The sequence below is a fragment of the Pseudomonas eutrophicaquae genome (assembly GCF_023544715.1).
Classification (GTDB): domain Bacteria; phylum Pseudomonadota; class Gammaproteobacteria; order Pseudomonadales; family Pseudomonadaceae; genus Geopseudomonas.
In genome coordinates this window covers 1-26078 of sequence record NZ_JAMJEZ010000023.1, presented here as the reverse complement: position 1 = coordinate 26078, position 26078 = coordinate 1, and the positions used below count along the sequence as shown (strand labels likewise).

Below are 26078 nucleotides of genomic sequence, written 5' to 3'. Positions count from 1 at the left end.
TCTCCCTCGCCGCCAGTCTCAGGAAAGACTGGCCAGGTAGTCGTCGAAACCAAACTCGCGAACCACCTCGATGCTGCCATCGAGTTGGCGCACGGCAATGGCCGGCATCTTGAGTCCGTTGAACCAGTTTTTCTTGACCATGGTGTAACCCGCTGCGTCGATGAACGACAGCCGATCGCCGATGGCCAGCGGACGATCGAATTGGTATTCGCCGAAGATGTCCCCGGCCAGGCAGGATTTACCGCACACCATATAGGTGTACTCACCCTGACAGGGCGCCATCTTGGCGTTGAGGCGATAGATCAGCAAGTCGAGCATGTGCGCCTCGATAGAGCTGTCGACCACCGCCAGATGCTTGCCGTTGTAGAGGGTGTCCAGCACGGTGACTTCCAGCGACGCGCTTTGGGTGATCGCCGCCTCACCCGGCTCCAGATAGACCTGCACGCCATAGCGCTCAGCAAAGGCCTTGAGGCGGGCACAGAAGGCATCCAGCGGATAATCCTCGCCGGTGAAGTGAATCCCGCCACCGAGGCTGACCCACGACACCTGCTCGAGCAGAGGGCCAAAGCGTTCCTCGATACGATCCAGCATCTGGTCGAACAGCTCGAAGCTCGCGTTCTCGCAGTTGTTGTGGAACATGAAACCGGAGATCTGATCGATCACCGCCTCGATGCGTGCCGGATCCCACTCGCCCAGCCGGCTGAATGGCCGCGCCGGATCGGCCAAGAGATAATCGGAGCTGCTGACCTGCGGATTGACCCGCAGCCCGCGCACGGCGCCGGCAGTCGCCTCGGCAAAACGCTCAAGCTGACCGATCGAGTTGAAGATCACCTTGTCAGAGTTGGCGAGCATCTCCTCGATCTCGTCATCGGCCCAGGCCACGCTGTAGGCATGGGTCTCACCGGCGAACTTCTGCCGGCCGAGCTTGAGCTCGTAGAGCGACGAGGAGGTGGTGCCGTCCATGTACTGCTGCATCAGATCGAACACTGACCAGGTGGCGAAGCACTTGAGCGCCAGCAGGGCCTTGGCACCCGACTGTTTACGCACGTAGTCGATCTTCTCAAGGTTGACCAGCAGCTTCTGCTTGTCGATGAGGTAGTAAGGCGTTTTGATCATCTGAAAACCCATGCAAGTGCGCCCGGCAGGCCCGAGGGACCTGCCCGGCCAAATATGGCGGCGAATTGTGTCGATACGAGGGACGCCGGGCAAATCCGGCGACCGATCAGCAGCGCCGGTCACTCCGGTACCGTGCCCAAGGTCGCTCAGGCACCCAGTTCGACGATTTCGTAGCTGTGAGTCAGCACCACCCCGGCGCGCTCGAGCATGATCGAGGCAGAGCAGTACTTCTCCGCCGACAGCTCGACCGCCCGCTTGACCTGCGCCTCCTTGAGACCACGACCCTTGACCACGAAGCGCATGTCGATGCGGGTGAATACCTTGGGTTCACTGTCGGCGCGTTCCGCCTCGAGGAAGGCCTCGCAGCTCTCCACCGCCTGACGCGACTTTTTGAGGATGCTCACCACATCAAAACTGCTGCAGCCACCCAGGCCCAGCAGCAGCATCTCCATCGGCCGAACCCCGAGATTGCGGCCACCATGCTCGGGCGGACCGTCCATCACCACCACATGGCCACTGCCCGACTCGCCAAGGAACATGGCCTCGCCGGCCCACTGGATACGCGCTTTCATCCAACAGACTCCGTACTCGCATAAAAAACCGGCGCAGCTTACCACAGCACAACGCAGCGCTCCCCCGGCTGCACTCTGAGAACTGCACCACGCATTCAGGCTGCTTGCGCCGGGAGGCTCTCTGTTAAGCTTGGAAAGGTCAGGGAGACGGCTGTCACCCTGTCGTATCTGCCGTAAGCGCTCTCACTTTTCAGGACCCGCAATGGTTGCGATCACCCACACCGCCAGGATCAGGCATCTCGACAAGCTGATGGCGCACTGCCACCGCCGCCGCTTTGCCGCCAAGACCACCATCATCTACGCCGGCGATCGCTGCGAGAGTCTGTTCTTCATCATCAAGGGCTCGGTCACCATCCTGATCGAGGATGATGATGGCCGCGAGATGATCATCTCCTACCTCAACCCCGGCGATTTCTTCGGTGAAATGGGCCTGTTCGGCCAGGACAGCGGCGCGGCACGCAGCGCCTGGGTACGCGCCAAGAGTGAATGCGAAGTCGCGGAAATCACCTACGCCAAGTTCCGTGAGCTGGTCGAGCAGGATCCGGAGATCCTCTACACCCTGGCCGGGCAGATGTCCGAGCGCTTGCGCCAGACCACCCGCAAGGTCGGCGATCTGGCCTTCCTCGACGTCACCGGCCGGGTGGCGCGCACCCTCCTTGAGCTGTGCAAGCAGCCCGATGCCATGACCCACCCCGATGGCATGCAGATCAAGATCACCCGTCAGGAAATCGGCCGCATCGTCGGCTGCTCGCGGGAGATGGTCGGGCGGGTCCTCAAGGCGCTGGAGGAGCAGGGTCTGGTGCACGTCAAGGGCAAGACCATGGTGGTGTTCGGCACCCGCTGAACGGCACCGCCAACGAAAAGGCCGTCCCTCGTGGACGGCCTTTTGCATTCTGCAGCGCAGATCAGCCCGGGAAGAACAGCCGGCGCAGCTCCTCGCCCGGCTCCGGCGCGCGCATGAACGCCTCGCCGACCAGGAAGCTCCACACCTCATGCTGCTCCATCAGCTCGACATCGGCGCGCGAGAGGATGCCGCTCTCGGTGATCACCAGACGATCAGCCGGAATCCGCGGCAGCAGCTCGAGAGTGGTCTGCAGCGACACCTCGAAGGTGTGCAGGTTGCGGTTATTGATACCGAGCAGCGGCGTGTCCAGGTGCTTGAGTGCGCGCTCCAGCTCCTCGCCGTCATGCACCTCGATCAGCACATCAAGGCCCTGCTCGCGGGCGACCTGCGCCAGCTCGACCATCTGCACATCATCCAGGCAGGCAGCGATCAGCAGCACGCAATCGGCGCCGATGGCGCGGGCTTCAATCACCTGATACGGGTCGATGAGAAAATCCTTGCGGATCACCGGCAGCGTGCAGGCCGCACGCGCCTGTTGCAGGTAAGCATTGCTGCCCTGAAAGAAATCCACATCGGTCAGCACCGACAGACAAGTCGCCCCGCCGGCCTGATAACTGGCGGCGATCTGCGCCGGATCAAAATCCGCGCGGATCACCCCCTTGCTCGGCGAAGCTTTCTTCACCTCGGCGATCACCGCCGGACGCTGCTGCGCGACCTGCTGCTGCAGGGCGCGGGCAAAGCCACGCGGTGCGGAGGCGGTGCGGGCCAGCACTTCCTGCTCGGCCAGGCTGATCCGGGCACGGGCCTCGGCCACCTCCTCGATCTTGCGGGCGACGATCCTTTCCAGCACGGTCGGCACACTCATGCCTCATTCTCCACTTTAAACACGTTGGTGAAAGCCGCCAGCTCGTCCATCTTTTCCCGCGCCAGCCCAGTGTGCAGAGCATCGTGGGCCAGGCGCACCCCCTCCTCGAGACTGCTCGCCCGGTCCGCGGCATACAGCGCAGCGCCGGCGTTGAGGATGATCATGTCGGCGGCCTTGCGACCGGCTTCGGTCTTGCGCCGCCCCAGCGCATCACGGATCAAGGCCAGCGACTGCTCGGCGCCCTCGACATCCAGCCCGATCAGGCTCTGACTCTTGATGCCAAAATCCTCAGGGCGGATCTGATACTCACGAATCACCCCCTCATGCAGCTCGGCCACATGGGTCGGCGCCGCCAGACTGACTTCATCCAGCCCATCCTGGGCATGCACCACCAGCACATGCTGACTGCCGAGGCGCTGCAGCACCTCGGCCAGCGGCCGGCACAGCTCGCGGGTGAACACGCCGAGCACTTGATGGCGCACGCCGGCCGGGTTGGCCAGCGGGCCGAGCATGTTGAACAGGGTGCGCAGGCCCAGCTCGCGGCGCGCCGCCGCGGCATGGCGCATGGCACTGTGGTGCGCCGGAGCGAACATGAAGCCGACGCCCACGGTATCGATGCAACGCGCCACCTGCTCCGGGGTCAGCTCCAGATACAGTCCGGCCGCTTCCAGCAGATCCGCACTGCCACTCTTGCCGGACACCGCACGGTTGCCATGCTTGGCCACTTGACCACCTGCCGCCGCCACCACAAAGGCCGCTGCGCTGGAGACATTGAAGATGTTCATCCCGTCGCCGCCGGTGCCGCAGGTATCCACCAGCCCCTCACCCTCCAGCTGCACCGGGGTCGCCAGCTCGCGCATCACCTGCACGGCGCCGACGATCTCGTCGATGGTCTCGCTCTTCATGCGCAGGCCCATCAGGAAAGCACCGATCTGCGCGTCGGTGCACTGGCCGGTCATGATCTGGCGCATCACCGCCTGCATTTCCGCGGTACTCAGGTCGAGGTTGCCGGCAATCCGGCCAAGGGCTTCCTTGATATGCATCAGCGCACGCCTCCGCTCTGCTTGAGGAAATTGGCCAGCAGCTCGTGGCCCTGTTCGGTCAGGATCGATTCGGGATGGAACTGCACCCCCTCGACGTTCAGCGTTTTGTGGCGCAGGCCCATGATCTCATCGACGCTGCCGTCGTCCCGCTGGGTCCAGGCGGTAACTTCCAGGCACTCCGGCAGGCTGTCGCGGCGCACTACCAGCGAGTGGTAGCGGGTCACGGTCAGCGGATTGGTCAGGCCGGCGAACACGCCCTGATCGCGGTGGAACACCGGGCTGGTCTTGCCGTGCATCGCCACCCGCGCACGCACCACCTCGCCACCAAAGGCCTGGCCGATGCTCTGGTGCCCCAGGCACACACCAAGCAGCGGCAGCTGGCCGGCAAATTCGCGGATCACCGCCAGCGACACGCCGGCTTCGTTGGGCGTGCAGGGGCCGGGGGAGATAACGATGCGCTCAGGATTCAGCGTGCGGATCGCCTCCACACTCAGCTCGTCGTTGCGCACCACCTTGACCTCGGTACCCAGCTCGCCGAAGTACTGCACCAGGTTGAAGGTGAAGGAGTCGTAGTTGTCGATCATCAGCAGCATGGTTCAGTCCTTCACTCGACGCTCTGTTCGGCCAAAGCCACCGCGCGGAACATCGCGCGGCGCTTGTTGAGGGTTTCTTCCCATTCCAGATCCGGCTGCGAGTCGGCGACGATGCCGGCGCCGGCCTGCACGTGCAGCTCGCCACCCTTGATCACCGCGGTACGGATGGCGATCGCGGTGTCCATATTGCCGTTCCACGCCCAGTAGCCGACCGCGCCGCCGTAGACGCCGCGCTTGACCGGCTCCAGCTCGTCGATGATCTGCATGGCGCGGATCTTCGGCGCGCCGGACAGGGTGCCGGCCGGCAGGATGGCGCGCAGCGCATCCATCGCGCTCAGCTCGGGCTTGAGCTGGCCGGTGACGTTGGAAACGATGTGCATGACGTTGGAGTAGCGCTCGATGACCATCTGCTCGGTGACCTTCACCGAACCGGTAGCGGACACCCGGCCAACGTCGTTGCGACCGAGGTCGATCAGCATCAGGTGCTCAGCCAGCTCTTTGGTATCGGACAGCAAGTCCTTTTCCAGCGCCAGATCAGCGTCCTCGGTCGTGCCGCGCGGGCGAGTGCCGGCGATCGGCCGCACGGTGACCTCGCCGTCCTCGACGCGCACCAGCACCTCGGGCGAGCTGCCGACCACGTGGAAGTCGCCGAAGTTGAAGAAGTACATGTACGGCGTCGGGTTGATGGTGCGCAGCGCACGGTACAGGTCGATCGGCGCCGCCTTGAAGGGAATCGACATGCGCTGGGAAATCACCACCTGCATGCAGTCGCCGGCGAGGATGTACTCCTTGATGGCGCGCACCGCACCCTCGAAGTCGTCGCGGCTGAAGCTGGAACGGAATGCCGGCTCAGGACCCAGCGGCGCAGCCAGATCCACGCCCAGACGCGGGGTGATCGGCTGGCGCAGGCGGGCGATCAGTGCATCGAGGCGCGCCAGCCCGGCTTCAAAGGCACCCGCCTCGCTCGGGTCGGCGAGGACGATGGCGTGCAGCTTGCCGGCCAGGTTGTCGAACACCACCACGGCATCCGAGACCATCAGCAGGATGTCCGGAGTACCGAGCGGATCGGGATTCGGGCACTCGGCCAGGCGCTGCTCGACGTAGCGCACGCTGTCGTAGCCGAAGTAGCCGACCAGCCCGCCGTTGAAACGCGGTAGACCCGCCAGAGTCGGCACCCGGTAGCGGTCCTTGAACTGCTCGACGAAGGCCAGCGGATCGGCACACTCATGGCGCTCGGTCTCGATGCCGTCCACCGTCACCCGCGCCTCGTGTCCGTGCACGCGCAGCACGGTGCGCCCGGGCAGGCCGATGATCGAGTAGCGCCCCCACTTCTCGCCGCCCTGCACCGATTCGAGCAGGTAGGAGTTGGGCGCGTCGGCCAGTTTCAGGTAGATCGACAGCGGGGTGTCGAAGTCGGCGAGGGTTTCGCGGGCAAGCGGGATGCGGTTGTAGCCGGCAGCGGCCAAACGCAGAAATTCTTCACGGGTCATGATCAGCCTCGGGGCCTTAAAAACGGTCGGTATGCAAAGCGCGCCGGCGAGCCGGCCAGGGGAGATGTCAGGCGCGCCAGCGCCAGCGGGCCAGCGCCTTGACGACGTTCATCCACAGCTTGCAGGTGACCACCACGAATCTGATCTCTATCGGCGGGTTTGCTACGGGTATTAGCGCACACTAGCGCAGCGTCCCCCGCTGACGCAAGCCGCAGGCCCGCGAAGGCCGCCGCCGCCGGCCACACTCAGAACAGCTCGCGCAGGTCATCGATCACCCGCGCCGGGTTTTCCCGGGCGATCGGCTCGCCGTGGTTGTAGCCGTAGCTCAGCGCCACGCAGGTCACCCCGGCCGCCTGGGCGGCGCGCACGTCGTTGCGCGAGTCGCCGACAAACAGCGCCTCGCCCGCGGCTACGCCGGCCTTGTCCATCACCCAGTGCAGCGCGGTCGGGTCGGGCTTCTGCTGCGCTAGGGTGTCGCCACCGACCAGCCACTGGAAGTAGCCGTCGAGGCCCTGCTCGGCGAGCAGCTCGAGCAGAAAGCGCGAAGGCTTGTTGGTAATCAGCGCCAGCGCCACGCCCTCGGCACGCAGGCGCTCGAGGGTTTCGGTGACGCCGGGATAGACGCGAGTCAGCGCGTGGCTGCCAGCGTAGGCGTCCATGAACAGCGCCAGAGCCTGCTCGGCCAGCGCCGCATCGACGCCCTCATGCGCAAGGCTGCCGGCCAGCGCGCGGCGTACCAGCACCTGCGCGCCATTGCCGACCCATAGCTTCACTCGCTCGCACCCGGCTGGCGCGCGGCCAAGGGCCAGCAGCATGTGATCGACGGCAGCGGCGAGATCCGGCACCGAATCGACCAGAGTGCCGTCCAGATCGAACATCACCAGGCGCGGCAGGTGCCCGGCGAACAGCTCGCGCAGCAGGCTCACGCGCGCGGCCGTCATCCGCGAACCTGGGCCAGCTCGGCGCGCATCGCGTCGATCACCGTCTTGTAGTCCGGCTGATTGAAGATGGCCGAGCCGGCAACAAAGGTATCGGCACCAGCCTTGGCGATCGCACGGATGTTCTGCACGTTGACCCCGCCGTCGATCTCCAGGCGAATTTCACGCCCGCTGGCGTCAATCAGCGCACGCGCCTCGCGCAGCTTGTCGAGGGTGCCGGGGATGAACTTCTGCCCGCCAAAGCCCGGGTTGACGCTCATCAAGAGGATCATGTCGACCTTGTCCATCACGTACTTCAGGCAGTCCAGCGGGGTGGCCGGGTTGAACACCAGACCGGCCTTGGCGCCGCCGTCACGGATCAGCTGCAGCGAGCGGTCGATGTGCTCGGAGGCTTCGGGATGGAAGGTGATGTAGCTGGCACCGGCGTCGATGAAGTCGCCGATGATCCGATCGACCGGCTTGACCATCAGGTGCGCGTCGATCGGCGCGGTGATGCCGTACTTACGCAGCGCGCTGCAGACCATCGGGCCGATGGTCAGGTTGGGCACGTAGTGGTTGTCCATCACGTCGAAGTGGACGATGTCGGCGCCGGCGGCGAGCACCTTGTCGACTTCCTCGCCCAGACGGGCGAAGTCGGCGGAGAGGATCGACGGGGCAATGGCGAACGGCTGCATGGGGACCTCGGCAGGAGCGGCAGGCGGAAAGCCGCGGATTGTAACCCGGCGAGCCTCAGCCCTGTGCGGCCAGGCGGCGCTCGACTTCCGCCAGGCGCTCGACGGTGCCGACATCCACCCACTGGCCACGGTAGTGCTCGCCACTCACCGCATCGCGGCCCATCGCCTCGACCAGCAGCGGCGCCAGCCGGAAGGCACCCGGCGGGCAGCCTGCGAACAGCGCTGGGTCAAGCACGGCGATGCCGCTGTAGGTCAGCCCGAGTTGCTCGCCCCGCGGGCGCGCACACGCGCCTTCAAGGCAAAAATCGCCCTGCGGGTGATGCGTCGGGTTATCGACCAGCACCAGATGGGCAAGGCCAGCGAGCGGGCGGCGCAGATCAGCGAACGGGTAGTCGCACCACACATCACCGTTGACCAGCAGGAACGGCGCCTCGCCGAGCAGCGGCAGCGCGCGGGCGATGCCGCCACCGGTCTCCAGCGGCTCGCCCTCGGCCGAGTAGACGATCGACACGCCAAGGCGCGCGCCATCGCCCAGATATGCCTCGATCTGCTCGCCCAGCCAGGCATGGTTGATCACCAGCTCGCGAAAGCCCGCCGCCGCCAGCGCGCGGATGTGGTGCTCGATCAGCGGCACGCCGCCGACCGGCAGCAGCGGCTTGGGGGTGTGCAGGGTCAGCGGGCGCATGCGCTCGCCCTTGCCGGCGGCGAGGATCATCGCCTTCATGCCGCCGGCTCCTTGGGCAGACGGGCGAGCAGCTCACCCAACTCCGCCAGTTCCGGGCGGCGGGCGATCACCTCGTCCAGATAAGCGAAGAAGCGCGGTACATCACCGAGGTATCTGGGCTTGCCATCGCGGTGGCAGATGCGCGCGAAGATGCCTATCACCTTGAGGTGGCGTTGCACACCCATCAGGTCGCTGGCCTGCTGGAAGGCCTCGAACGATTCCGGCAATAGAATGCCGGCGGCCTGCGCCCGCTGCCAGTAGCGGCGCAGCCAGGTCTCGACGCGCGCCTGCGGCCAGCTGAGGAAGGCATCCTTGAACAGGCAGGTGACGTCGTAGGTGACCGGACCAAACACCGCGTCCTGAAAATCCAGCACGCCGGGGTTGGGGCGGCTCTGCATCAGGTTGCGCGGCATGTAGTCGCGATGCACCAGCACCCGCGGCTGGGCCAGGGCGCTGTCGATCAGCCGCGTGCAGATGCGCTCCCAGGCGGCCAGCGCTTCGCCGTCCAGGGTCACGCCAAGATGGCGGGCCAGGTACCAGTCGGGGAATAGCTGCAGCTCGCGGCGCAGCAGCGCCTCGTCGTAGCTCGGCAGCAGGCCTTCGACCGGCAGGCGCTGGAAAGCCACCAGCGCCTCGAGCGCATCCTCGAACAGCGCATCGGCGTTGTTCTCGTCGATCACATCAAGGTAGGTCTGGCGACCGAGATCCGGCAGCAGCAGGTAGCCCTGTTCAAGATCGGCGGTGAGGATCTCCGGCACATGCACGCCGGCACTGGCCAGCAGCCCGGCAACCTTGACGAAGGGACGGCAGTCTTCCTGGGGCGGTGGCGCATCCATGACGATCAGGCTGCGCTCACCCTCCTCCCAGCGAAAGTAGCGGCGAAAACTGGCATCGCTGCTCGCCGGGCTCAGGCGCGCCTCACCGGGCGCCGCCCAGCCGCGTGCTGCACACACCGCCGGCAGGCATTCCTCCAGCCAGGCTTTCAGGCCATCCAATCGACTGTCCACGGACATTACCGAGCTCCCCTCATCTATAGCCGTTGCATCGGGCATTGATTTATCATCCGGCATCTTACTCCAGCCCATCGCCAGGCGTGCGGCCGCATAGGCTGTTGGCGCACAGGAAGTCCGGACATCAACAAGATGGCACTTAATCCCCCCCTGTTCCGCAGAAAATTCCCCCTTCTGGTCACTGGCAGCTTGCTGGCGCTGGTGGCCGCACCGCAGTTGCTGGCCGCCGAGCAGTTCGACTGCAAAATCGGCAGTGATGGCGGCTGGGCCTGTGCGCCACGCACCAGCAGTGTGGCCCTGCCACCGCGCCCGCAGGTCAGCGGCAGCGCCCAGCGCGTCGAGCGCCCGGCCGCCGCCACCGCCCGCACCACCGCGCCAGAGCCCTCCAGCACCCGCGCGGCGCCCGTGGCGTCCAGCGCGCGTACCGACTCACCGGCCCCCGCCGCCCGCAGCACCGACTACAGCCACCTCGACTGGGTGCCCCGCGAGCGCCTGAATGCCGAGCAACTGGCAGAAATCGCGCCGTACTGCGCCGGCAGCTACGTCGAGCCTGAGCGTCCGGGCCTCGATGAGCGCACCCCGGCGGATCAGTCGCCCACCTTCGTCTCGGCGCGGGTGTCGCGTTATGACCAGCAGCGCGAAGTCGCCACCCTGGCCGGCGATGTGGTGCTGCGCCAGGGCAGCCTGCAGGCACAGGCCGATGAGGTCAGCCTCGATCAGCCGAGCAACCGCGGCACCCTGAGCGGTAATGTCCGCCTGCGGGACAAGGGTTTTCTGGTGGTCGGCGACAGTGCCTATGTGCAGCTGGACAGCGGCGAGGCGAAGATCGACAACGCCGAGTACGTGGTACACAGCGCCCGGGCCCGTGGCGAGGCGCTGTACGTCAAGCGCGAAGAAGATGCGGTGATCCGCCTCAAGGACGGCACCTATACCCGCTGCGAACCGGGCAGCAACACCTGGGAGCTGAAGGGCAACAACGTCACCCTCAATCCGGAAACCGGCTTTGGCAGCGCCACCAACGTCACGCTGCGGGTCAAGGACATTCCGGTCTTCTATACCCCATACATTTACTTCCCGATCGATGACCGCCGCCAGTCCGGCTTCCTCGCGCCGAGCATCTCGACCTCCAAGGATCGCGGTTTTGAGCTGCTCACCCCCTACTACTTCAACCTTGCGCCCAACTACGACGCAACCCTCTATCCGCGCCTGATGACCGAGCGCGGCCTGCTGATGGAGGGTGAACTGCGCTACATGACCCCCTCCAGCGAGGGTCAGCTCGGCGCCGCCTGGCTGAACGATGAGGACGACGAGCGCAAAGATCAGCCCAAGTACCGCGACCAGCGCTACCTGTACAACCTGCAGCACCGTGGTGGTCTGGATTCGCGCTGGCTGACGGAAGTCGACTACACCGACATCAGCGACCCCTACTACTTCCAGGACCTGAACAGCGAACTGGACGTGCGCACCGGCATCGCCGTTGATCAGCGCGCCGGGCTCAGCTACCGCGGCGACAGCTACACGGCACGCCTCAACGTGCACGCCTACGAGATGGCCTCGGTCACCGACGTCACGCCTTATGATCGTCTGCCGCAGTTCACCCTCGAAGGTGGCCGCGCCCTGCACGCCAGCGGCCTGCGCCTCGACTACCAGGGCGAGGTGGTGCGCTTTGAACGCAACCTCGACGAATACGCCTTCGCCGGCACCCCCAGCCCGGACAGCCTGCTCACCGGCCTGAGCCGCGCCAATGGCGATCGCGTGCACCTGCAGCCAGGCATCAGCCTGCCGCTGAGCACCAGCTGGGGCTACCTGACCCCGGCAGCAAAATTCGCCTGGACCCGCTACGACCTGAGCCTGGACAGCCTTGGCCGCAACACCCTGGCGCCCGGGCAGCGTTACCGCTCCAGCCAGAACCGTGGCCTTGGGATCTACAGCCTCGATTCCGGGCTGTATTTCGACCGCGACACCCGCCTGTTCGGCCGTGCCGCGCGCCAGACCCTGGAACCGCGCGCCTTCTACCTGTACGTACCCTACGAGCGTCAGGATGACCTGCCGGTGTTCGATACCGGCGAGAACACCTTCAGCTACGCCGCGCTGTTCCGCGACAACCGCTTCACCGGTCACGACCGCATCGGCGATGAGAACCGCCTGTCGCTGGGCGTGACCAGTCGCTGGCTGGAAGACAACGGCGTCGAGCGTCAGCGGCTGTCCATCGGTCAGGCGCTGCACTTTGCCGATCGCAAGGTCCAGCTGCCGGGTGTGGACATGCGCGACACCGCCTCTACCTCACCGCTGGCCGGTGAATACATGTACCGCTTCAACCGCGACTGGCGGCTGTCCTCGGCTCTCAACTGGGATACCGACAGCGGCACCACCCGCTCCGGCAACCTGATGTTCCACTACCAGCCCGAGGCGACGCCGGGCAAGGTGATCAACGCCGGCTACCGCTACCGCAACGACACCCGCCGCTTCAATCCGCGCACCGGGCGCTTCGAGTTTGCCGGCGAAGAATACAAGATCGACCAGACCGATCTTTCGACCATCTGGCCGCTGGCTCCGCAGTGGAGCGCCATCGCCCGCTGGCAGTACGACTACAACCGCAGTCGGACCCTGGAAGCCTTCGGCGGCTTTGAATACGACAGCTGCTGCTGGAAGCTGCGCCTCATCAATCGCTACTGGATCGAGAACGACGAGTTCGACCTGACCCGCCAGGACGAGGCCGACCGCGGCATCTTCCTGCAAATCGTCCTCAAGGGACTCGGTGGCGTCGTCGGCAACAAGGTCGACAGCTTCCTCGACCAAGGCATCCAAGGTTATCGCGAACGTGAAGATCAAGCTTTCTGACTGCCTGCGCCCCCTGGCGCTGAGTACCCTGCTGCTCTGTGGCATGGCCCATGCCGAACTGCGTCCGCTGGACCGGGTGGTGGCCATCGTCGACAACGACGTGATCATGTACAGCCAGCTGCAGCGCCGCCTGGATGAGGTGCGCCAGAACATCAGCGGCCGCGGTGGCGAACTGCCGCCCGAGCGGGAGCTGGCCGCTCAGGTACTCGACCGGCTGATCGTCGAGAACCTGCAGCTGCAACTGGGGGAGCGTACCGGTATCCGCGTCAGTGACGAGGAGCTGGAGCAGGCGATGGAAACCATCGCCCGGCGCAACAACCTGAGTCTTGCCCAGTTTCAGGCCACCCTCGAGCGTGACGGGCTGTCCTACCAGAACGCCCGCGAGCAGGTGCGCCGCGAGCTGGTCATCAACCGGGTGCGCCAGCGCCGCATCGCCGAGCGCGTGCAGGTCAGCGAACAGGAAGTGCAGAACTTCCTCGCCTCGGACCTCGGCAAGCTGGCGCTGAGTGAGGAGTTCCGCCTGGCCAACATCCTGATTCCGGTCAGCGAAGGCGCCTCGGCCGCAGAGATCCAGCGCACCGAGCAGCGCGCCCAGGATATTCGCCGCGAAGCCCAGCGCGGTGGCGATTTTGCCCGCCTGGCAGCCGCCCACTCGGCCAGCGAAAACGCCCTGGAAGGCGGCGAGATCGGCTGGCGCAAGGCTGCGCAGCTGCCGCCGCCGTTCGATCGGATGGTCGGCGAGATGCAGGTCGGTGAGGTCAGCGAGGCGCTGCGCACCCCGCCGGGCTTCATGCTGGTCAAGCTGCTGGAAAAACGCGGCGGCGAGGGCAGCGTACTGCGCGAGGAAGTGCGCGTGCGCCATATTCTGGTCAAGCCGAGCGAAATCCGCAGTGACGAGGAAACCCGCCAGCTGGCCGAGCGTCTCTACCAGCGCCTGCGCGAGGGCGAGGACTTTGCCGAGCTGGCCAAGCGCTTCTCCGAAGACCCGGGCTCGGCCCTCAATGGTGGCGATCTGAACTGGATCACCCCCGAGGCGCTGGTGCCCGAGTTCAGCGAGGTGATGGCACAGAGCGCCATCGGCCAGCTGTCCCGGCCGTTCCGCAGCCCGTTCGGCTGGCATGTGCTGGAAGTGCTCGACCGCCGCACCAGCGACGCCAGTGGCGAGGCCCGCGAACAGCAGGCGCTCAACCTGCTGCGCAACCGCAAGTACGAGGAAGAACTGCAGAACTGGCTGCGCCAGATCCGCGACGAAGCCTACGTGGAAACCCGCCTGTGAGTGCAGTCCGGCGCTTCGCCCTGACCCCCGGCGAGCCGGCCGGCATCGGCCCCGACCTGTGCCTGCTGCTGGCCCGCGAGGCCCAGCCGCATGCGCTGGTCGCCGTGGCCAGCCGCGACCTGCTCGCCGGACGCGCCGCCCGGCTCGGCCTGGACATCGGGCTGCTCGATGTCGGCCCCGGCGCCTGGCCGGATGCCCCGGCCCCGGCCGGCAGCCTGTACGTCTGGGACACCCCGCTGGCCGCCCCGGCCAGCGCCGGCCAGCTCGATCCGCGCAACGCGGCCTATGTGCTGGAAACCCTGCTGCGTGCCGGCAACGGCTGCATCAACGGCGACTTCGCCGGCATGATCACCGCCCCGGTGCACAAGGGCGTGATCAACGAGGCCGGCATCCCCTTCTCCGGGCATACCGAATTCCTCGCCGAACTGACCGGTACCGAACAGGTGGTGATGATGCTCGCCACCCGTGGCCTGCGCGTGGCGCTGGTCACTACCCACCTGCCGCTGCGCGCGGTGGCCGACGCCATCACGCCCGAGCGCCTTAGCCGCGTGGCGCGCATCCTCGATGCCGACCTGCGCGGCAAGTTCGGCATCGCCCGCCCGCGCATCCTGGTCTGCGGCCTCAACCCGCACGCCGGCGAGGGTGGCCACCTGGGCCGTGAAGAGATCGAGATCATCGAACCGACCCTGGCGCAGCTGCGCGGCGAAGGCCTCGACCTGATCGGCCCGCTGCCCGCCGACACCCTGTTCACCCCCAAGCACCTCGAACACTGCGACGCGGTACTGGCCATGTACCACGACCAGGGCCTGCCGGTGCTCAAGTACAAGGGCTTCGGCGCGGCGGTCAACGTCACCCTCGGCCTGCCCATCGTGCGCACCTCGGTCGACCACGGCACCGCCCTCGACCTGGCCGGCACCGGCCACGTCGATACCGGCAGCCTGCAGGTGGCGCTGGAGACGGCGTATCAGATGAGTGGCAGCGCACACTGAAATCGCCTGAGCCGCACCCGCTCCGCTGCCGCGCATCCCCCCGCACCCTGGCGCGTTTCACTGGTAAACTGCCGCCCTTTCTGTATTCGCTCGGGGTCTTGGGCCCGGAGCTTGGAGCCGCCCCATGTCCGAGCTGTACCAGCACCGTGCGCGCAAGCGCTTCGGCCAGAACTTCCTGCACGATGCCGGCGTCATCCACCGCATCCTGCGCGCCATCCATGCCCGTCCCGGCCAGCGTCTGCTGGAAATCGGCCCGGGCCAGGGGGCGCTGACCGAAGGCCTGCTGGGCAGTGGCGCGCAGCTGGACGTGATCGAGCTGGATCAGGACCTGATCCCGCTGCTCAAGCTGCGCTTTGGCCTTGAGCCGCGCTTCACCCTGCACCAGGGCGATGCCATGAAGTTCGACTTCGCCACGCTGGTGAGCCCCGGCGAGAAGCTGCGGGTGGTCGGCAACCTGCCCTACAACATCTCCACGCCGCTGATCTTCCATCTGCTGGCACATGCTTCGATCATCGAGGACATGCACTTCATGCTGCAGAAGGAGGTGGTCGAGCGCCTGGCCGCCACGCCGGGTGGCGGCGACTGGGGGCGGCTGTCGATCATGGTGCAGTACTTCTGCCGCGTGGAGCATCTGTTCAACGTCGGGCCGGGTGCCTTCAATCCGCCGCCGAAGGTCGATTCGGCCATCGTCCGCCTGGTGCCGCACGCTGAGCTGCCGCATCCGGCCCGCGACCATCGCCTGCTCGAACGGGTGGTGCGCGAGGCGTTCAACCAGCGCCGCAAGACCCTGCGCAATACCCTCAGGCAGCTGCTGTCGGCCGAGCAGATCGAAGCCGCCGGCGTGGACGGCAGCCTGCGCCCCGAACAGCTGGATCTGGCCGCCTTCGTGCGTCTGGCCGACCAGCTGGCCGACGCTCAGGCCAGCGCCTGAGCCTTTCCGAATTTCCTTGCCTGCCGGATCGTCCGATGTCCACAGACCCGCGTTACCAGATCGACGTCAGCATCGTCTCCCGCCACCTGCCCGAGCAGTCACGCCCGGAGCAGGATCGCTATGCCTTCGCCTACACGGTGACCCTCGTCAATAACGGCGCGGTCACCGCGCAGCTGCTCAGCCGCCACTGGATCATCACCGATGGCAACGCCAAGGTGCAGGAAGTGCGCGGCGCCGGCGTGGTCGGTGAGCAGCCGACCCTTGCCCCCGGCGAGAGCCACACCTACACCAGCGGCTGCCTGCTGGCCACGCCGGTCGGCAGCATGCAAGGCAGTTTCCAGATGCGTGCCGAGGATGGTCACGACTTTGATGCGCCGATCCGCGCCTTCCGTCTGGCCGTCCCCGGAGCCCTGCACTGAGATGACGCTGTACGCCGTCGGTGATCTGCAAGGTTGCCTCGAACCGCTCCAGTGCCTGCTGGAGCGGGTGAATTTTGACCCGGCCCACGATCATCTGTGGCTGGTCGGTGATCTGGTCAACCGCGGCCCGCAGTCGCTGGAGACCCTGCGCTTTCTGTTCGCCATGCGTGACTCGCTGACCGCGGTGCTGGGCAACCATGACCTGCACCTGCTGGCCGTCGCGCACAATATCGAGCGGCTGAAAAAGGGCGACACCCTGCAGGAAATCCTCGACGCGCCGGACTGTGACGACCTGCTCGACTGGCTGCGGCACTGCCCGCTGCTGCACCACGATGCCGAGCGGCAGATTACCCTGGTGCATGCCGGCATCCCGCCGCAGTGGTCGCTGAAAAAGGCTCGCAAGCGGGCTGCCGAGGTCGAGGCCGCACTACGCGATGATGCCCTGCTGCTGCCCTTTCTCGATGGCATGTACGGCAACGAGCCCAGCCAATGGAACAGCCGCCTGCGCGGCGTGACACGCCTGCGCACCATCACCAACTACTTCACGCGCATGCGCTTTTGCACCGCCGACGGACGTCTGGACCTCAAGAGCAAGGAAGGCCTGGGCAGTGCGCCCAAAGGCTATGCCCCCTGGTTCAGCCATCCCGAACGCAAGATGCGCGGTGAGCGCATCCTGTTCGGCCACTGGGCGGCCCTGCAGGGCCAGTGCAGCGAGCCTGGCGTTGAGGCGCTGGATTCGGGGTGCGTGTGGGGCGGCGCCCTGACCCTGCTGGATGTCGATCGCGGCATCCGTCATACCTGCCACTGTCAAAAGGTTTCCTGAGCCATGAGCGACTTCAAACGCATCGACCCCGCCACCGCGCTGCAGCTGGCCGAAAACGGCGCGGTGCTGGTCGATATCCGCGACCCGCACAGCTTCGCCATGGGCCACGTGCGCGGCTCGCAGCACCTGGACAATCACTCGCTGGCCAGCTTCATCGCCGCCGCCGACTTCGAGGTGCCGCTGGTGGTGGTCTGCTACCACGGCAACTCCAGCCAGAGTGCTGCCGCGTACCTGGCCCATCAGGGGTTCAGCGAGGTGTACAGCCTGGACGGCGGTTTCGAACTGTGGCGCAGCCTCTACCCGGAGCGGGTCGAGCGCCGCGCCCTCGACGACTGAGCAGGCGCCATGCAGATCTACAAGGTCGGTGGCGCGGTACGCGATCGCCTGCTCGGCCGGGCGGTGACGGAAACCGACTGGGTGGTGGTCGGCAGCAGCGCCGAAGCGCTGGCCGTCCAGGGCTTTCGCCCGGTCGGGGCGGACTTTCCGGTGTTCCTGCACCCGCTCACCGGGGAGGAATACGCCCTGGCGCGCACCGAGCGAAAAAGCGGGCGCGGCTATGGCGGCTTCACCTTCCATGCCAGTCCCGAGGTGACCCTTGAGGAAGACCTGATCCGCCGCGACCTGACCATCAATGCGATGGCCGAGGATGCCGAGGGGCACATCATCGACCCCTACGGCGGGCAGCGCGATCTGGCGGCACGGGTGCTGCGCCATGTTTCCCCGGCGTTTGCCGAAGATCCGCTGCGGGTGCTGCGGGTGGCGCGCTTTGCCGCACGCTACGCCCCGCTGGGCTTTGGCATCGCCCCAGAAACCCAGGCGCTGATGAGCGAGATCGCCGCCTCGGGCGAGCTGGCTGATCTCAGTGCCGAGCGGGTCTGGAAGGAAATCGAGCGCGCGCTGATGGAGCCGCGCCCGGACCTGTTCATCCGTGTGCTGCACGAATGCGGCGCGCTGGCGGCGCTGCTGCCGGAGGTCGCCGCGCTGTTCGGCGTACCGCAGACGCCCCAGCATCACCCGGAGATCGACACCGGCGAGCATGTGCTGCGGGTGCTGCAGCAGTGCGCCGTGCATGACCAGCCGCTGAGCGTGCGCTGGGCCTGCCTGCTGCACGATCTGGGCAAGGGTCTGACCGACCCGCGGCACTGGCCGCAGCACATTGCCCATGAGACGCGCGGCCTGCGCTTGATTGGGGCGGTCAACAACCGCTGCAAGGTCCCGCGCGACTGCGCCGAACTGGCGCTGCTGGTCGGCGAATACCACACCCACAGCCACCGCGCGCTGGAGCTGCGCGCCGAGACCTTGGCCCGCCTGTTCCAGCACCTTGATCTGTACCGCCGTCCCGAGCGCTTTGCCCAGTTCGTCGCGGCCTGCGAGATGGATGCCCGCGGCCGCCTCGGGCTGGAGTCGCGCGCCTATCCGCAGGCTGACTACCTGCGCCGGGCGGCTGACGTGGCACGCGGCGTTGCGGTGCAGCCGTTGCTGGCGCAGGGCTTCAAGGGCGCGGCGCTGGGTGAAGCGCTCAAGGCTGCGCGTCTGGCAGCCCTCACGGCGTTTCGCCAGGCGCAGCGTTCGGCCCCCTGAGCAGCCAGACCGCGATCACCGGGCGCGCGATTGCGTCACCCTAACGAGGACTCAGCGCGGCGCGGGAAAGGCCTGACAGAGCGCCGGCGGCGTCAGCTGCTGGCCGCGCCAGACAAAGGGCACCGGCCACAGCGACTGCGCGATCCCCGACTCCTGCCAGAGCCGGGCAAAGCTGCGCCCATCCACTGGGTGACAGAGGCTCGGTGCCAGCAGGGCCAGCGGCCAGAGCACGAAGGCGTTGTGCAGCACCTCGGGGCGGGGCAGCTGCAAGCCATCGAAATCGCCGACCAGCTGCTCGAAAAGCAGCACATCAATGTCCAGCGGCAGCCCGCACTGCTCGCCTGCATAGCGGCCGTTATCGGCCTCGATGGCCTTGAGGCGGCGATCCAGCTCAGCCAGCGGCAGCTCGGTCCAGGCGCTGACCGTCAGGTTGTAGAAATAGCCGCTGCACTCGCCCACCGCCGCGCTCTCGAACACCGGCGAGCAGCGCAGATCGATCAGCAGCGCCGCCAGCGCATCCAGTCCGGCCTGCAGATGCCGCTCGCGCTCGGTATTGCTGCCCAGACCGAGAAACACCCTGTTCAGCGGCATCCGCGTTCGATCTCCACGCCCACCCCGCCACGGGCCGCCGGCACCGCACCGGGCTTGGTGACCCGCAGGCGTAGCCAGGCGATGGAAAATTCCGCCATCAGCAAGGCCGCCAGCCGCTCGGCAAAGGTCTCCACCAGCTGGAAATCGCTGGCATCGGCAAACTGCTGGATGCGCGCGCTGATCGCCGCATAGTCGAGCGTCAGCGCCAGCTCATCGCCCACCGCCGAGGGGCGAATATCCCAACCGAGCTGCAGATCCAGGGTCAGGCACTGGCGGATGCCACGCTCCCAGTCATAGACACCGATTACGGTATCGACCTCAAGCCCATTGATGAAAACTATGTCCACGCTACCCTCTCGGCTGTCTAGAATCAGGGCTTTCTCGCCCCGGAATCGCCCATGTCCTGGCTACTGGCGCTGCTTGCCTACCTGCTCGGTTCGCTGTCCTTTGCGGTACTGCTTGGTCGCTGGCTGGGCAGCGGTGATCCACGGCTGGGTGGCTCGGGCAATCCCGGGGCCACCAATATGCTGCGCCTGGCCGGGCGCCGGGCGGCGGCGCTGACCCTCTTGGGGGATCTGAGCAAAGGCCTGCTGCCGGTCCTGCTGGCGCGCCAGCTGGGCCTGCCCGGCGAGCAGCAGGCCTGGATCGGGCTGGCGGCCGTGCTCGGCCACAGCTACCCGCTGTACTTCCAGCTGCGCGGCGGCAAGGGCGTGGCCACCGCCGCGGGCCTGCTGCTCGGCGTCTACTGGCCGGCCGCCCTGCTGGCACTGGCGGTCTGGCTGCTGGTCTTCAGTCTGACCCGCATCAGCTCGCTGGCGGCGCTGATTGCCACCCCACTGACCCTGCCACTGCTGGCCTGGCAGCAGCCGGCCCTGCTGCTGCCGGTCACTGCGCTGTGTGCGCTGATCCTCTGGCGGCACCGGCGCAACCTGCGCGACCTGCGCAGCGGGCAGGAACGACCGTTCTGAATTCATCGCTCAGATCGCCGGCAGGCTCTCCATCGACCAGCGTGGCTGCACACCGATCGCCGGCCCCTCGTGCTGACCGGCCAGCAGGCGCTGGCAGCCGGCATAGGCGATCATCGCGCCGTTATCGGTGCAAAAGCGCGGGCGAGCGTAGAACACCTGGCCGCGCAGCTCGCCGAGCATCTTCTCCAGCGCCTCGCGCAGCGCCTGATTGGCACTCACCCCGCCGGCGATCACCAGCCGCTTGAGGCCGGTTTGCTTGAGGGCACGGCGGCACTTGATGGTCAGCGTCTCGACCACCGCCTGCTGGAAGGCCAAGGCGATGTCGGCACGCGCCTGCTCCAGATCGCCGCCCTCGCGCTCGCACTGCTTCCAGGTATTGAGGGCGAAGGTCTTGAGGCCGCTGAAGCTGAACTCAAGGCCCGGCCGGTCGATCATCGGCCGCGGGAACACGAAGCGCCCAGGCGTTCCCTGAGCAGCCAGCCGAGCGATTTCCGGCCCACCCGGATAGCCAAGGCCGATCAGCTTGGCGGTCTTGTCGAAGGCCTCACCGGCGGCATCATCCAGCGACTCACCGAGCAGCTGATACTGGCCGATGCCATCAACCCGCACCAGCTGGGTGTGGCCGCCGGAGACCAGCAAGGCGACGAACGGAAATTCTGGTGGCGTGTCCTCGAGCATCGGCGCCAGCAGGTGGCCCTCCATATGATGCACACCGACCGCCGGCACTCCCCAGGCCAGCGCCAGCGCCTGGGCGCAGGAAGCACCGACCAGCAGCGCACCGACCAGCCCGGGGCCGGCGGTATAGGCCACCGCATCGACTTCATGTCCGCTGCAGCCCGCCTCGGCCAGCACCTGACGGATCAGCGGCAGCATGCGCTTGACGTGATCGCGGGAGGCCAGCTCAGGCACCACACCGCCGTAGACGCGGTGCAGGTCGATCTGGCTGAACAGTGCATCACCCAGGAGGCCGCGCTCGCTGTCATACAGCGCCACGCCGGTTTCATCGCAGGAGGTTTCCAGGCCCAGCACTCGCATCGGCAACTTGTCCCGTTGGCTATCGGTTGAGGAAAGAATCGCGCATCATAAGCGCCCGCCCGGCTCGCTCCAAGCATTCGCCGCCCGCCGGACACTGACCGTCCGACGCTTTTTCCCGCGCAGGCTTTGCATTCCGCCGGTCGAGCGGGTAACATCCGCAACCCTTGAGAACCGGTGCCTCCAGAGCCTTGAAGCAGGATCGCACCATTCATACTCGGAAATCAGTGAAGGTACGACCTGGATGCCCGCCGTCAAAGTTAAAGAGAACGAACCCTTCGACGTAGCCCTGCGTCGTTTCAAGCGCTCCTGCGAGAAGGCCGGTGTACTGGCCGACGTGCGCAGCCGTGAGTTCTACGAGAAGCCCACCGCCGAGCGCAAGCGTAAGGCCGCGGCTGCCGTGAAGCGTCACGCCAAGAAAGTGCAGCGCGAGCAGCGTCGTCGCGAGCGTCTGTACTGAGTTCCCACTCAGTCAGTCATGCTTCGCACCAACACCCGGCTCAGGCCGGGTGTTTGTTTTTCTGCACCCTGCCGGGCAATACCAGCACCCTGTGCCATAATTCCCCCCACTCACACGACCTGCGCAGCCTGATCCGATGGCCGGCCTGATTCCGCAACGCTTCATCGACGACCTGCTCAGCCGCACCGACATCGTCGAGGTGGTCGGCTCGCGCGTGCAGCTGAAAAAGACCGGCAAGAACTACAGCGCCTGCTGCCCCTTCCACCAGGAAAAGACCCCCTCGTTCAGCGTCAGCCCCGACAAGCAGTTCTACTACTGCTTTGGCTGCGGCGCCGGCGGCAACGCGCTGGGTTTTCTGATGGACCACGACCACCTAGACTTCCCCCAAGCGGTCGAGGAGCTGGCCAAGCGCGCCGGCCTTGACGTCCCCCGCGAGGAATCGCGCCCCGGCCAGCGAACCCGCCAGCCGGTCGATTCGCCCCTCTATCCGCTGCTGGCCGCCGCCGCCGACTACTACCGCCAGGCGCTGAAAAGCCATCCCGCACGCCCGGCGGCGGTCGAGTACCTCAAAAGCCGTGGCCTCTCCGGCGTGATCGCCCGCGACTTTGGCCTCGGCTTTGCGCCGCCCGGCTGGGACAACCTGATGAAGCATCTGGGCGGCGACAGCCTGCAGCAGAAGGCGCTGATCGATGCGGGCCTCTTGATCGAGAACGCCGAAAGCGGCAAGCGCTATGACCGCTTCCGCGACCGGGTGATGTTCCCGATCCGCGACAGCCGCGGCCGGGTAATTGCCTTCGGTGGCCGGGTGCTGGGCGATGACAAGCCCAAATACCTGAACTCACCGGAAACCCCGGTATTCCACAAAGGCCAGGAACTCTACGGCCTGTTTGAAGCCCGTCAACACAACCGCGATCTTGACGAGATTCTGGTGGTCGAGGGCTACATGGACGTCATCGCCCTCGCCCAGCAGGGCCTGCGCAATGCGGTGGCCACCTTGGGCACTGCCACCAGCGAGGAGCACATCAAGCGCCTGTTCCGCCTGGTGCCGAGCATCCTGTTCTGTTTCGATGGCGACAATGCCGGGCGCAAGGCCGCCTGGCGGGCGCTGGAAGCCTGCCTGCCCAGTCTGCAGGACGGGCGCCGGGCGCGTTTTCTGTTCCTGCCGGATGGCGAAGACCCGGACAGCCTAGTACGCCGCGAGGGCGCCGATGCGTTCCGCGCCCGCCTGCAGCAACAGGCGCGCCCGCTGACCGACTACTTCTTCCAGCAGCTAATGGAAGAAGCCGACCCAGCGACGCTGGAAGGCAAGGCCCATCTGGCCACCCTCGCCGCGCCGCTGATCGAGCGCATCCCCGGCGCCAACCTGCGCGCCCTGATGCGCCAGCGCCTGAGCGAGCTGAGCGGCCTGGATGGCGACAGCCTGCAGGCGCTGAGCGCCAGCGAGGCCACCCCGCCGCCGGCCAGCTACGAGAGCGCCGAAGCCTGGCCGGGCGATGGCTGGAGCGCGGCCGCCGCACCACGCCCACGCAGCGAGTGGCGCGGCCCGCGGGAGGCGCCGTCGATCCGCGCACCCAAAAGCGGCAATGGCGTCGAGCCGCCGACCCTCAGCGCCCTGCGCACCCTGCTGCACCATCCGCAGCTGGCCAGCAAGGTCGCCGACGCCCGCCAGCTGGCCGGTGAGGATGACACCTACGCCCAGCTGCTGGTCGCCCTGCTCGAATCGCTGCAAAAGCAGCCGCAGCAGGATTCGCTGCAACTGCTGGCGCGCTGGCATGGCACCGAACAGGGCCGCCTGCTGCGCGGCCTGGCGGAAAAGGAATGGCTGATCCGCGCCGACAACCTCGAGCAACAGTTCTTCGACACCATCAACCGGCTGGCCATCCGCCAGCATGAGCGTCAGCTGGAAAACCTGCTGCGCAAGGCCCGCGACAGTGAACTGGATGCCGCGGAAAAACAGCACCTTCGCGAACTCCTGCAGCGCAGCATCGCCTGCAGCAACGCAGGGCCATCTGGCACCTGAGAGGCAGTTGCGGGTATAATCCGCGGCTTCTTTTTAGCCCGCCAAGACCTTCAGTGGATAGGGTGAACATGTCCGTGAAAGCGCAACAGCAGTCCCGCCTCAAAGAGTTGATCGCCCGTGGCCGCGAGCAGGGTTATCTGACGTATGCCGAGGTCAACGACCACCTGCCGGAAGACATTTCCGATCCGGAGCAGGTGGAAGACATCATCCGCATGATCAACGACATGGGCATCAACGTATTCGAGACTGCCCCGGATGCGGATGCCCTGCTGCTGGCCGAAGCGGACACCGATGAAGCCGCCGCCGAAGAGGCCGCCGCCGCCCTGGCCGCGGTAGAGACTGACATCGGCCGCACCACCGACCCAGTGCGCATGTACATGCGCGAAATGGGCACCGTGGAGCTGCTGACCCGCGAGGGCGAGATCGAAATCGCCAAGCGCATCGAGGAAGGTCTGCGCGAGGTCATGGCGGCCATTGCGCGCTTCCCGGGCTCGGTGGACAGCATCCTCGCCGAATACCAGCGGGTGACCAGCGAAGGCGGTCGCCTCTCCGATATCCTCAGCGGCTACATCGACCCGGATGACGGCACCCTGCCGGCCGAGAGCGAAGCTGTACCGCCGCCGGTGGCCAAGGAAGACAAGGCCGACGACGAGGAAGAGGATGAAGACGGCGAGGATAAGGCCGACGAGGAAGAAGGCGATGGCGGTCCGGACCCGGAAGAAGCCGCCCGCCGTTTTGGCGCCGTTGCCGAACAGCTGGCCAAGGCCCGCGAGATCCTCAAGAGCCACGGCCGTGGCAGCCGCGAAGCCGACGCCGAGCTGGATGCCCTGGCCGAGCTGTTCATGCCGATCAAGCTGGTGCCCAAGCAGTTCGATGCCCTGGTGACCATGGTGCGTGATGCACTGGACCGCGTGCGTGCCCAGGAGCGCGCCATCATGCAGCTGTGCGTGCGCGATGCGCGCATGCCGCGCGCCGACTTCCTCAAGCTGTTCCCCGGTAACGAAGTGGATCTGGCCTGGACGGACAGCCTGCTCGGCGGCAAAGGCAAGCACCTGGACGCCATCGCCCGCCTGCAAGATGAGATCAAGGCCTGCCAGCAGGTGCTGGTCGATCTGCAAAACGAGCTGGATCTGGACATCGCCACGGTCAAGGAAATCAACCGTCGCCTGTCGATCGGTGAGGCCAAGGCCCGCCGCGCCAAGAAGGAGATGGTCGAGGCCAACCTGCGCCTGGTGATCTCGATCGCCAAGAAGTACACCAACCGCGGCCTGCAGTTCCTCGACCTGATCCAGGAAGGTAACATCGGCCTGATGAAGGCGGTGGACAAGTTCGAATACCGCCGCGGCTACAAGTTCTCGACCTACGCCACCTGGTGGATCCGCCAGGCGATCACCCGCTCGATCGCCGACCAGGCGCGCACCATCCGCATCCCGGTGCACATGATCGAGACCATCAACAAGCTCAACCGCATTTCGCGGCAGATGCTGCAGGAGATGGGCCGCGAGCCGACCCCGGAAGAGCTGGGCGAGCGCATGGACATGCCGGAAGACAAGATCCGCAAGGTCCTGAAGATCGCCAAGGAACCGATCTCGATGGAAACCCCGATCGGTGACGATGAAGACTCGCACCTGGGCGACTTCATCGAGGACTCCACCATGCAGTCGCCGATTGAGGTGGCCACCGTGGAAAGCCTCAAGGAAGCCACCCGCGAGGTGCTCGCCGGCCTGACCGCCCGCGAGGCTAAGGTGCTGCGCATGCGCTTTGGCATCGACATGAACACCGACCACACCCTTGAGGAAGTCGGCAAGCAGTTCGATGTGACCCGCGAGCGGATCCGCCAGATCGAGGCCAAGGCCCTGCGCAAGCTGCGCCACCCGACCCGCAGCGAACACCTGCGCTCGTTCCTCGACGAATAAGTCTTTCTGCTACAAGGGCCTTTAGCTCAATCGGTTAGAGCAGCGGACTCATAATCCGTTGGTTGCGGGTTCGAGTCCCGCAGGGCCCACCACTCCCGCCAGAGGCGTTGCCGATGGCCATGAAAAAACCCGCTGAATGCGCAATGCTGTTCACTTAAGAGCAGCTTGCCATGGCAGACGGTGAGCTCAAGAATCCGGAGTCTTCACAGGCTCCGGATTTTTTTATGTCTCTGCAGGATGATCTGACTGCTGTACTTGATGTTGCCGAGCAGCCTCTTGCCCGCCGTAACCGTCCGGGCATCACGCCCCGGCCGGTTTCCAGCAATGCGGCAGCAGCTCCGACAGTGCACTGGCCGGCTGCG

At 66.2% G+C, this 26078-nt stretch carries 26 protein-coding genes, 1 tRNA gene and 1 pseudogene; 15 read left to right on the top strand and 13 right to left on the bottom strand.

Going from position 1 to position 26078, the window contains the following annotated elements; all coding sequences use genetic code 11:
- Positions 1 to 18: 18 nt before the first annotated feature.
- The gene (locus MXC11_RS10100) at positions 19 to 1116 is read right to left on the bottom strand and encodes a carboxynorspermidine decarboxylase (RefSeq protein ID WP_250010077.1); all 1098 of its coding nucleotides are present in this window, start codon (positions 1114 to 1116) and stop codon (positions 19 to 21) included.
- A gap of 146 nt (positions 1117 to 1262) precedes the next feature.
- Positions 1263 to 1688: an OsmC family protein gene (locus MXC11_RS10095; RefSeq protein ID WP_250010076.1), complete on the bottom strand. Its 426-nt coding sequence runs from the start codon at positions 1686 to 1688 to the stop codon at positions 1263 to 1265.
- Between the two features lie 202 nt (positions 1689 to 1890).
- Between MXC11_RS10095 and crp the strand changes: the two genes are divergently transcribed.
- Positions 1891 to 2532, top strand: a complete 642-nt coding sequence (crp, locus tag MXC11_RS10090) for a cAMP-activated global transcriptional regulator CRP (RefSeq protein WP_250010075.1) — start codon at positions 1891 to 1893, stop codon at positions 2530 to 2532.
- Between the two features lie 61 nt (positions 2533 to 2593).
- On the opposite strand, the gene trpC is transcribed toward crp, so the two are convergent.
- The 8 genes and pseudogenes from trpC to MXC11_RS10050 form a co-directional block, all read right to left on the bottom strand.
- Positions 2594 to 3397, bottom strand: a complete 804-nt coding sequence (gene trpC, locus MXC11_RS10085; RefSeq protein ID WP_250010074.1) for an indole-3-glycerol phosphate synthase TrpC — start codon at positions 3395 to 3397, stop codon at positions 2594 to 2596.
- Positions 3394 to 4440: an anthranilate phosphoribosyltransferase gene (gene trpD / locus MXC11_RS10080; RefSeq protein WP_250010073.1), complete on the bottom strand. Its 1047-nt coding sequence runs from the start codon at positions 4438 to 4440 to the stop codon at positions 3394 to 3396. The genes trpC and trpD overlap by 4 nt, the downstream gene beginning before the upstream one ends.
- Positions 4440 to 5033 (bottom strand): aminodeoxychorismate/anthranilate synthase component II, encoded by a 594-nt coding sequence (locus MXC11_RS10075; RefSeq protein WP_250010072.1) that lies wholly within the window; start codon positions 5031 to 5033, stop codon positions 4440 to 4442. Before MXC11_RS10075 ends, trpD begins: the two co-directional genes overlap by 1 nt.
- Positions 5034 to 5044: 11 nt before the next feature.
- Positions 5045 to 6523: an anthranilate synthase component I gene (gene trpE, locus MXC11_RS10070; protein WP_250010071.1), complete on the bottom strand. Its 1479-nt coding sequence runs from the start codon at positions 6521 to 6523 to the stop codon at positions 5045 to 5047.
- Positions 6524 to 6590: 67 nt separating this feature from the next.
- Positions 6591 to 7464: pseudogene (locus MXC11_RS10065) on the bottom strand (phosphoglycolate phosphatase).
- On the bottom strand, positions 7461 to 8135 hold the full coding sequence (gene rpe / locus MXC11_RS10060; RefSeq protein ID WP_250010070.1) for a ribulose-phosphate 3-epimerase: 675 nt from the start codon (positions 8133 to 8135) through the stop codon (positions 7461 to 7463). Before rpe ends, MXC11_RS10065 begins: the two are co-directional and overlap by 4 nt.
- A gap of 55 nt (positions 8136 to 8190) precedes the next feature.
- Positions 8191 to 8859 carry an N-acetylmuramate alpha-1-phosphate uridylyltransferase MurU gene (gene murU / locus MXC11_RS10055; RefSeq protein WP_250010069.1) on the bottom strand — a complete coding sequence of 223 codons (669 nt, stop codon included), beginning with the start codon at positions 8857 to 8859 and terminating at the stop codon, positions 8191 to 8193.
- A complete protein-coding gene (locus MXC11_RS10050; RefSeq protein ID WP_250010068.1) occupies positions 8856 to 9872 on the bottom strand; it encodes an aminoglycoside phosphotransferase family protein in 1017 nt (338 codons plus the stop codon). The genes murU and MXC11_RS10050 overlap by 4 nt, the downstream gene beginning before the upstream one ends.
- Before the next feature lie 129 nt (positions 9873 to 10001).
- Between MXC11_RS10050 and MXC11_RS10045 the strand changes: the two genes are divergently transcribed.
- From MXC11_RS10045 to MXC11_RS10010, 8 genes are all read left to right on the top strand, one after another.
- The gene (locus tag MXC11_RS10045; protein WP_250010067.1) at positions 10002 to 12710 is read left to right on the top strand and encodes an LPS-assembly protein LptD; all 2709 of its coding nucleotides are present in this window, start codon (positions 10002 to 10004) and stop codon (positions 12708 to 12710) included.
- Entirely contained in the window at positions 12691 to 13986 is a 1296-nt protein-coding gene (locus MXC11_RS10040) for a peptidylprolyl isomerase (RefSeq protein ID WP_250010066.1), read from the top strand. Before MXC11_RS10045 ends, MXC11_RS10040 begins: the two co-directional genes overlap by 20 nt.
- Positions 13983 to 14975, top strand: coding sequence for a 4-hydroxythreonine-4-phosphate dehydrogenase PdxA (gene pdxA, locus MXC11_RS10035; protein ID WP_250010065.1), 993 nt, complete (start codon positions 13983 to 13985; stop codon positions 14973 to 14975). The genes MXC11_RS10040 and pdxA overlap by 4 nt, the downstream gene beginning before the upstream one ends.
- A gap of 124 nt (positions 14976 to 15099) precedes the next feature.
- Positions 15100 to 15906 carry a 16S rRNA (adenine(1518)-N(6)/adenine(1519)-N(6))-dimethyltransferase RsmA gene (gene rsmA, locus MXC11_RS10030; RefSeq protein ID WP_250010064.1) on the top strand — a complete coding sequence of 269 codons (807 nt, stop codon included), beginning with the start codon at positions 15100 to 15102 and terminating at the stop codon, positions 15904 to 15906.
- Between the two features lie 35 nt (positions 15907 to 15941).
- Entirely contained in the window at positions 15942 to 16325 is a 384-nt protein-coding gene (apaG, locus tag MXC11_RS10025; RefSeq protein WP_250010063.1) for a Co2+/Mg2+ efflux protein ApaG, read from the top strand.
- Between the two features lies 1 nt (position 16326).
- Positions 16327 to 17148 carry a symmetrical bis(5'-nucleosyl)-tetraphosphatase gene (locus tag MXC11_RS10020; RefSeq protein ID WP_250010062.1) on the top strand — a complete coding sequence of 274 codons (822 nt, stop codon included), beginning with the start codon at positions 16327 to 16329 and terminating at the stop codon, positions 17146 to 17148.
- Between the two features lie 3 nt (positions 17149 to 17151).
- Positions 17152 to 17484: a thiosulfate sulfurtransferase GlpE gene (gene glpE, locus MXC11_RS10015; protein ID WP_250010061.1), complete on the top strand. Its 333-nt coding sequence runs from the start codon at positions 17152 to 17154 to the stop codon at positions 17482 to 17484.
- A 9-nt stretch (positions 17485 to 17493) separates the two neighbouring features.
- A complete protein-coding gene (locus MXC11_RS10010) occupies positions 17494 to 18729 on the top strand; it encodes a multifunctional CCA addition/repair protein (RefSeq protein WP_250010060.1) in 1236 nt (411 codons plus the stop codon).
- Between the two features lie 51 nt (positions 18730 to 18780).
- Here MXC11_RS10010 and folK read toward each other — a convergent pair whose 3' ends face one another.
- Positions 18781 to 19320, bottom strand: a complete 540-nt coding sequence (folK, locus tag MXC11_RS10005; protein WP_250010059.1) for a 2-amino-4-hydroxy-6-hydroxymethyldihydropteridine diphosphokinase — start codon at positions 19318 to 19320, stop codon at positions 18781 to 18783.
- Positions 19311 to 19667, bottom strand: a complete 357-nt coding sequence (gene folB, locus MXC11_RS10000) for a dihydroneopterin aldolase (protein WP_250010058.1) — start codon at positions 19665 to 19667, stop codon at positions 19311 to 19313. Before folB ends, folK begins: the two co-directional genes overlap by 10 nt.
- Positions 19668 to 19718: 51 nt before the next feature.
- Here folB and plsY point away from each other — a divergent pair, with 51 nt between their 5' ends.
- Positions 19719 to 20288 (top strand): glycerol-3-phosphate 1-O-acyltransferase PlsY, encoded by a 570-nt coding sequence (gene plsY / locus MXC11_RS09995; RefSeq protein ID WP_250010057.1) that lies wholly within the window; start codon positions 19719 to 19721, stop codon positions 20286 to 20288.
- Positions 20289 to 20297: 9 nt separating this feature from the next.
- On the opposite strand, the gene tsaD is transcribed toward plsY, so the two are convergent.
- On the bottom strand, positions 20298 to 21323 hold the full coding sequence (gene tsaD, locus MXC11_RS09990) for a tRNA (adenosine(37)-N6)-threonylcarbamoyltransferase complex transferase subunit TsaD (RefSeq protein WP_250010056.1): 1026 nt from the start codon (positions 21321 to 21323) through the stop codon (positions 20298 to 20300).
- Between the two features lie 241 nt (positions 21324 to 21564).
- On the opposite strand from tsaD, the gene rpsU reads away from it, so the two are divergent.
- From rpsU to MXC11_RS09965, 5 genes are all read left to right on the top strand, one after another.
- On the top strand, positions 21565 to 21780 hold the full coding sequence (gene rpsU, locus MXC11_RS09985; RefSeq protein ID WP_217679706.1) for a 30S ribosomal protein S21: 216 nt from the start codon (positions 21565 to 21567) through the stop codon (positions 21778 to 21780).
- A 136-nt stretch (positions 21781 to 21916) separates the two neighbouring features.
- Positions 21917 to 23800, top strand: a complete 1884-nt coding sequence (dnaG, locus tag MXC11_RS09980) for a DNA primase (RefSeq protein WP_250010055.1) — start codon at positions 21917 to 21919, stop codon at positions 23798 to 23800.
- Positions 23801 to 23868: 68 nt separating this feature from the next.
- Positions 23869 to 25716 carry an RNA polymerase sigma factor RpoD gene (gene rpoD, locus MXC11_RS09975; RefSeq protein ID WP_250010054.1) on the top strand — a complete coding sequence of 616 codons (1848 nt, stop codon included), beginning with the start codon at positions 23869 to 23871 and terminating at the stop codon, positions 25714 to 25716.
- Between the two features lie 15 nt (positions 25717 to 25731).
- Positions 25732 to 25808: transfer RNA gene (locus MXC11_RS09970), tRNA-Ile, on the top strand.
- Positions 25809 to 25886: 78 nt separating this feature from the next.
- A partial coding sequence (locus tag MXC11_RS09965; RefSeq protein ID WP_250010053.1) for a hypothetical protein occupies positions 25887 to 26078 on the top strand: 192 nt, incomplete at its 3' end.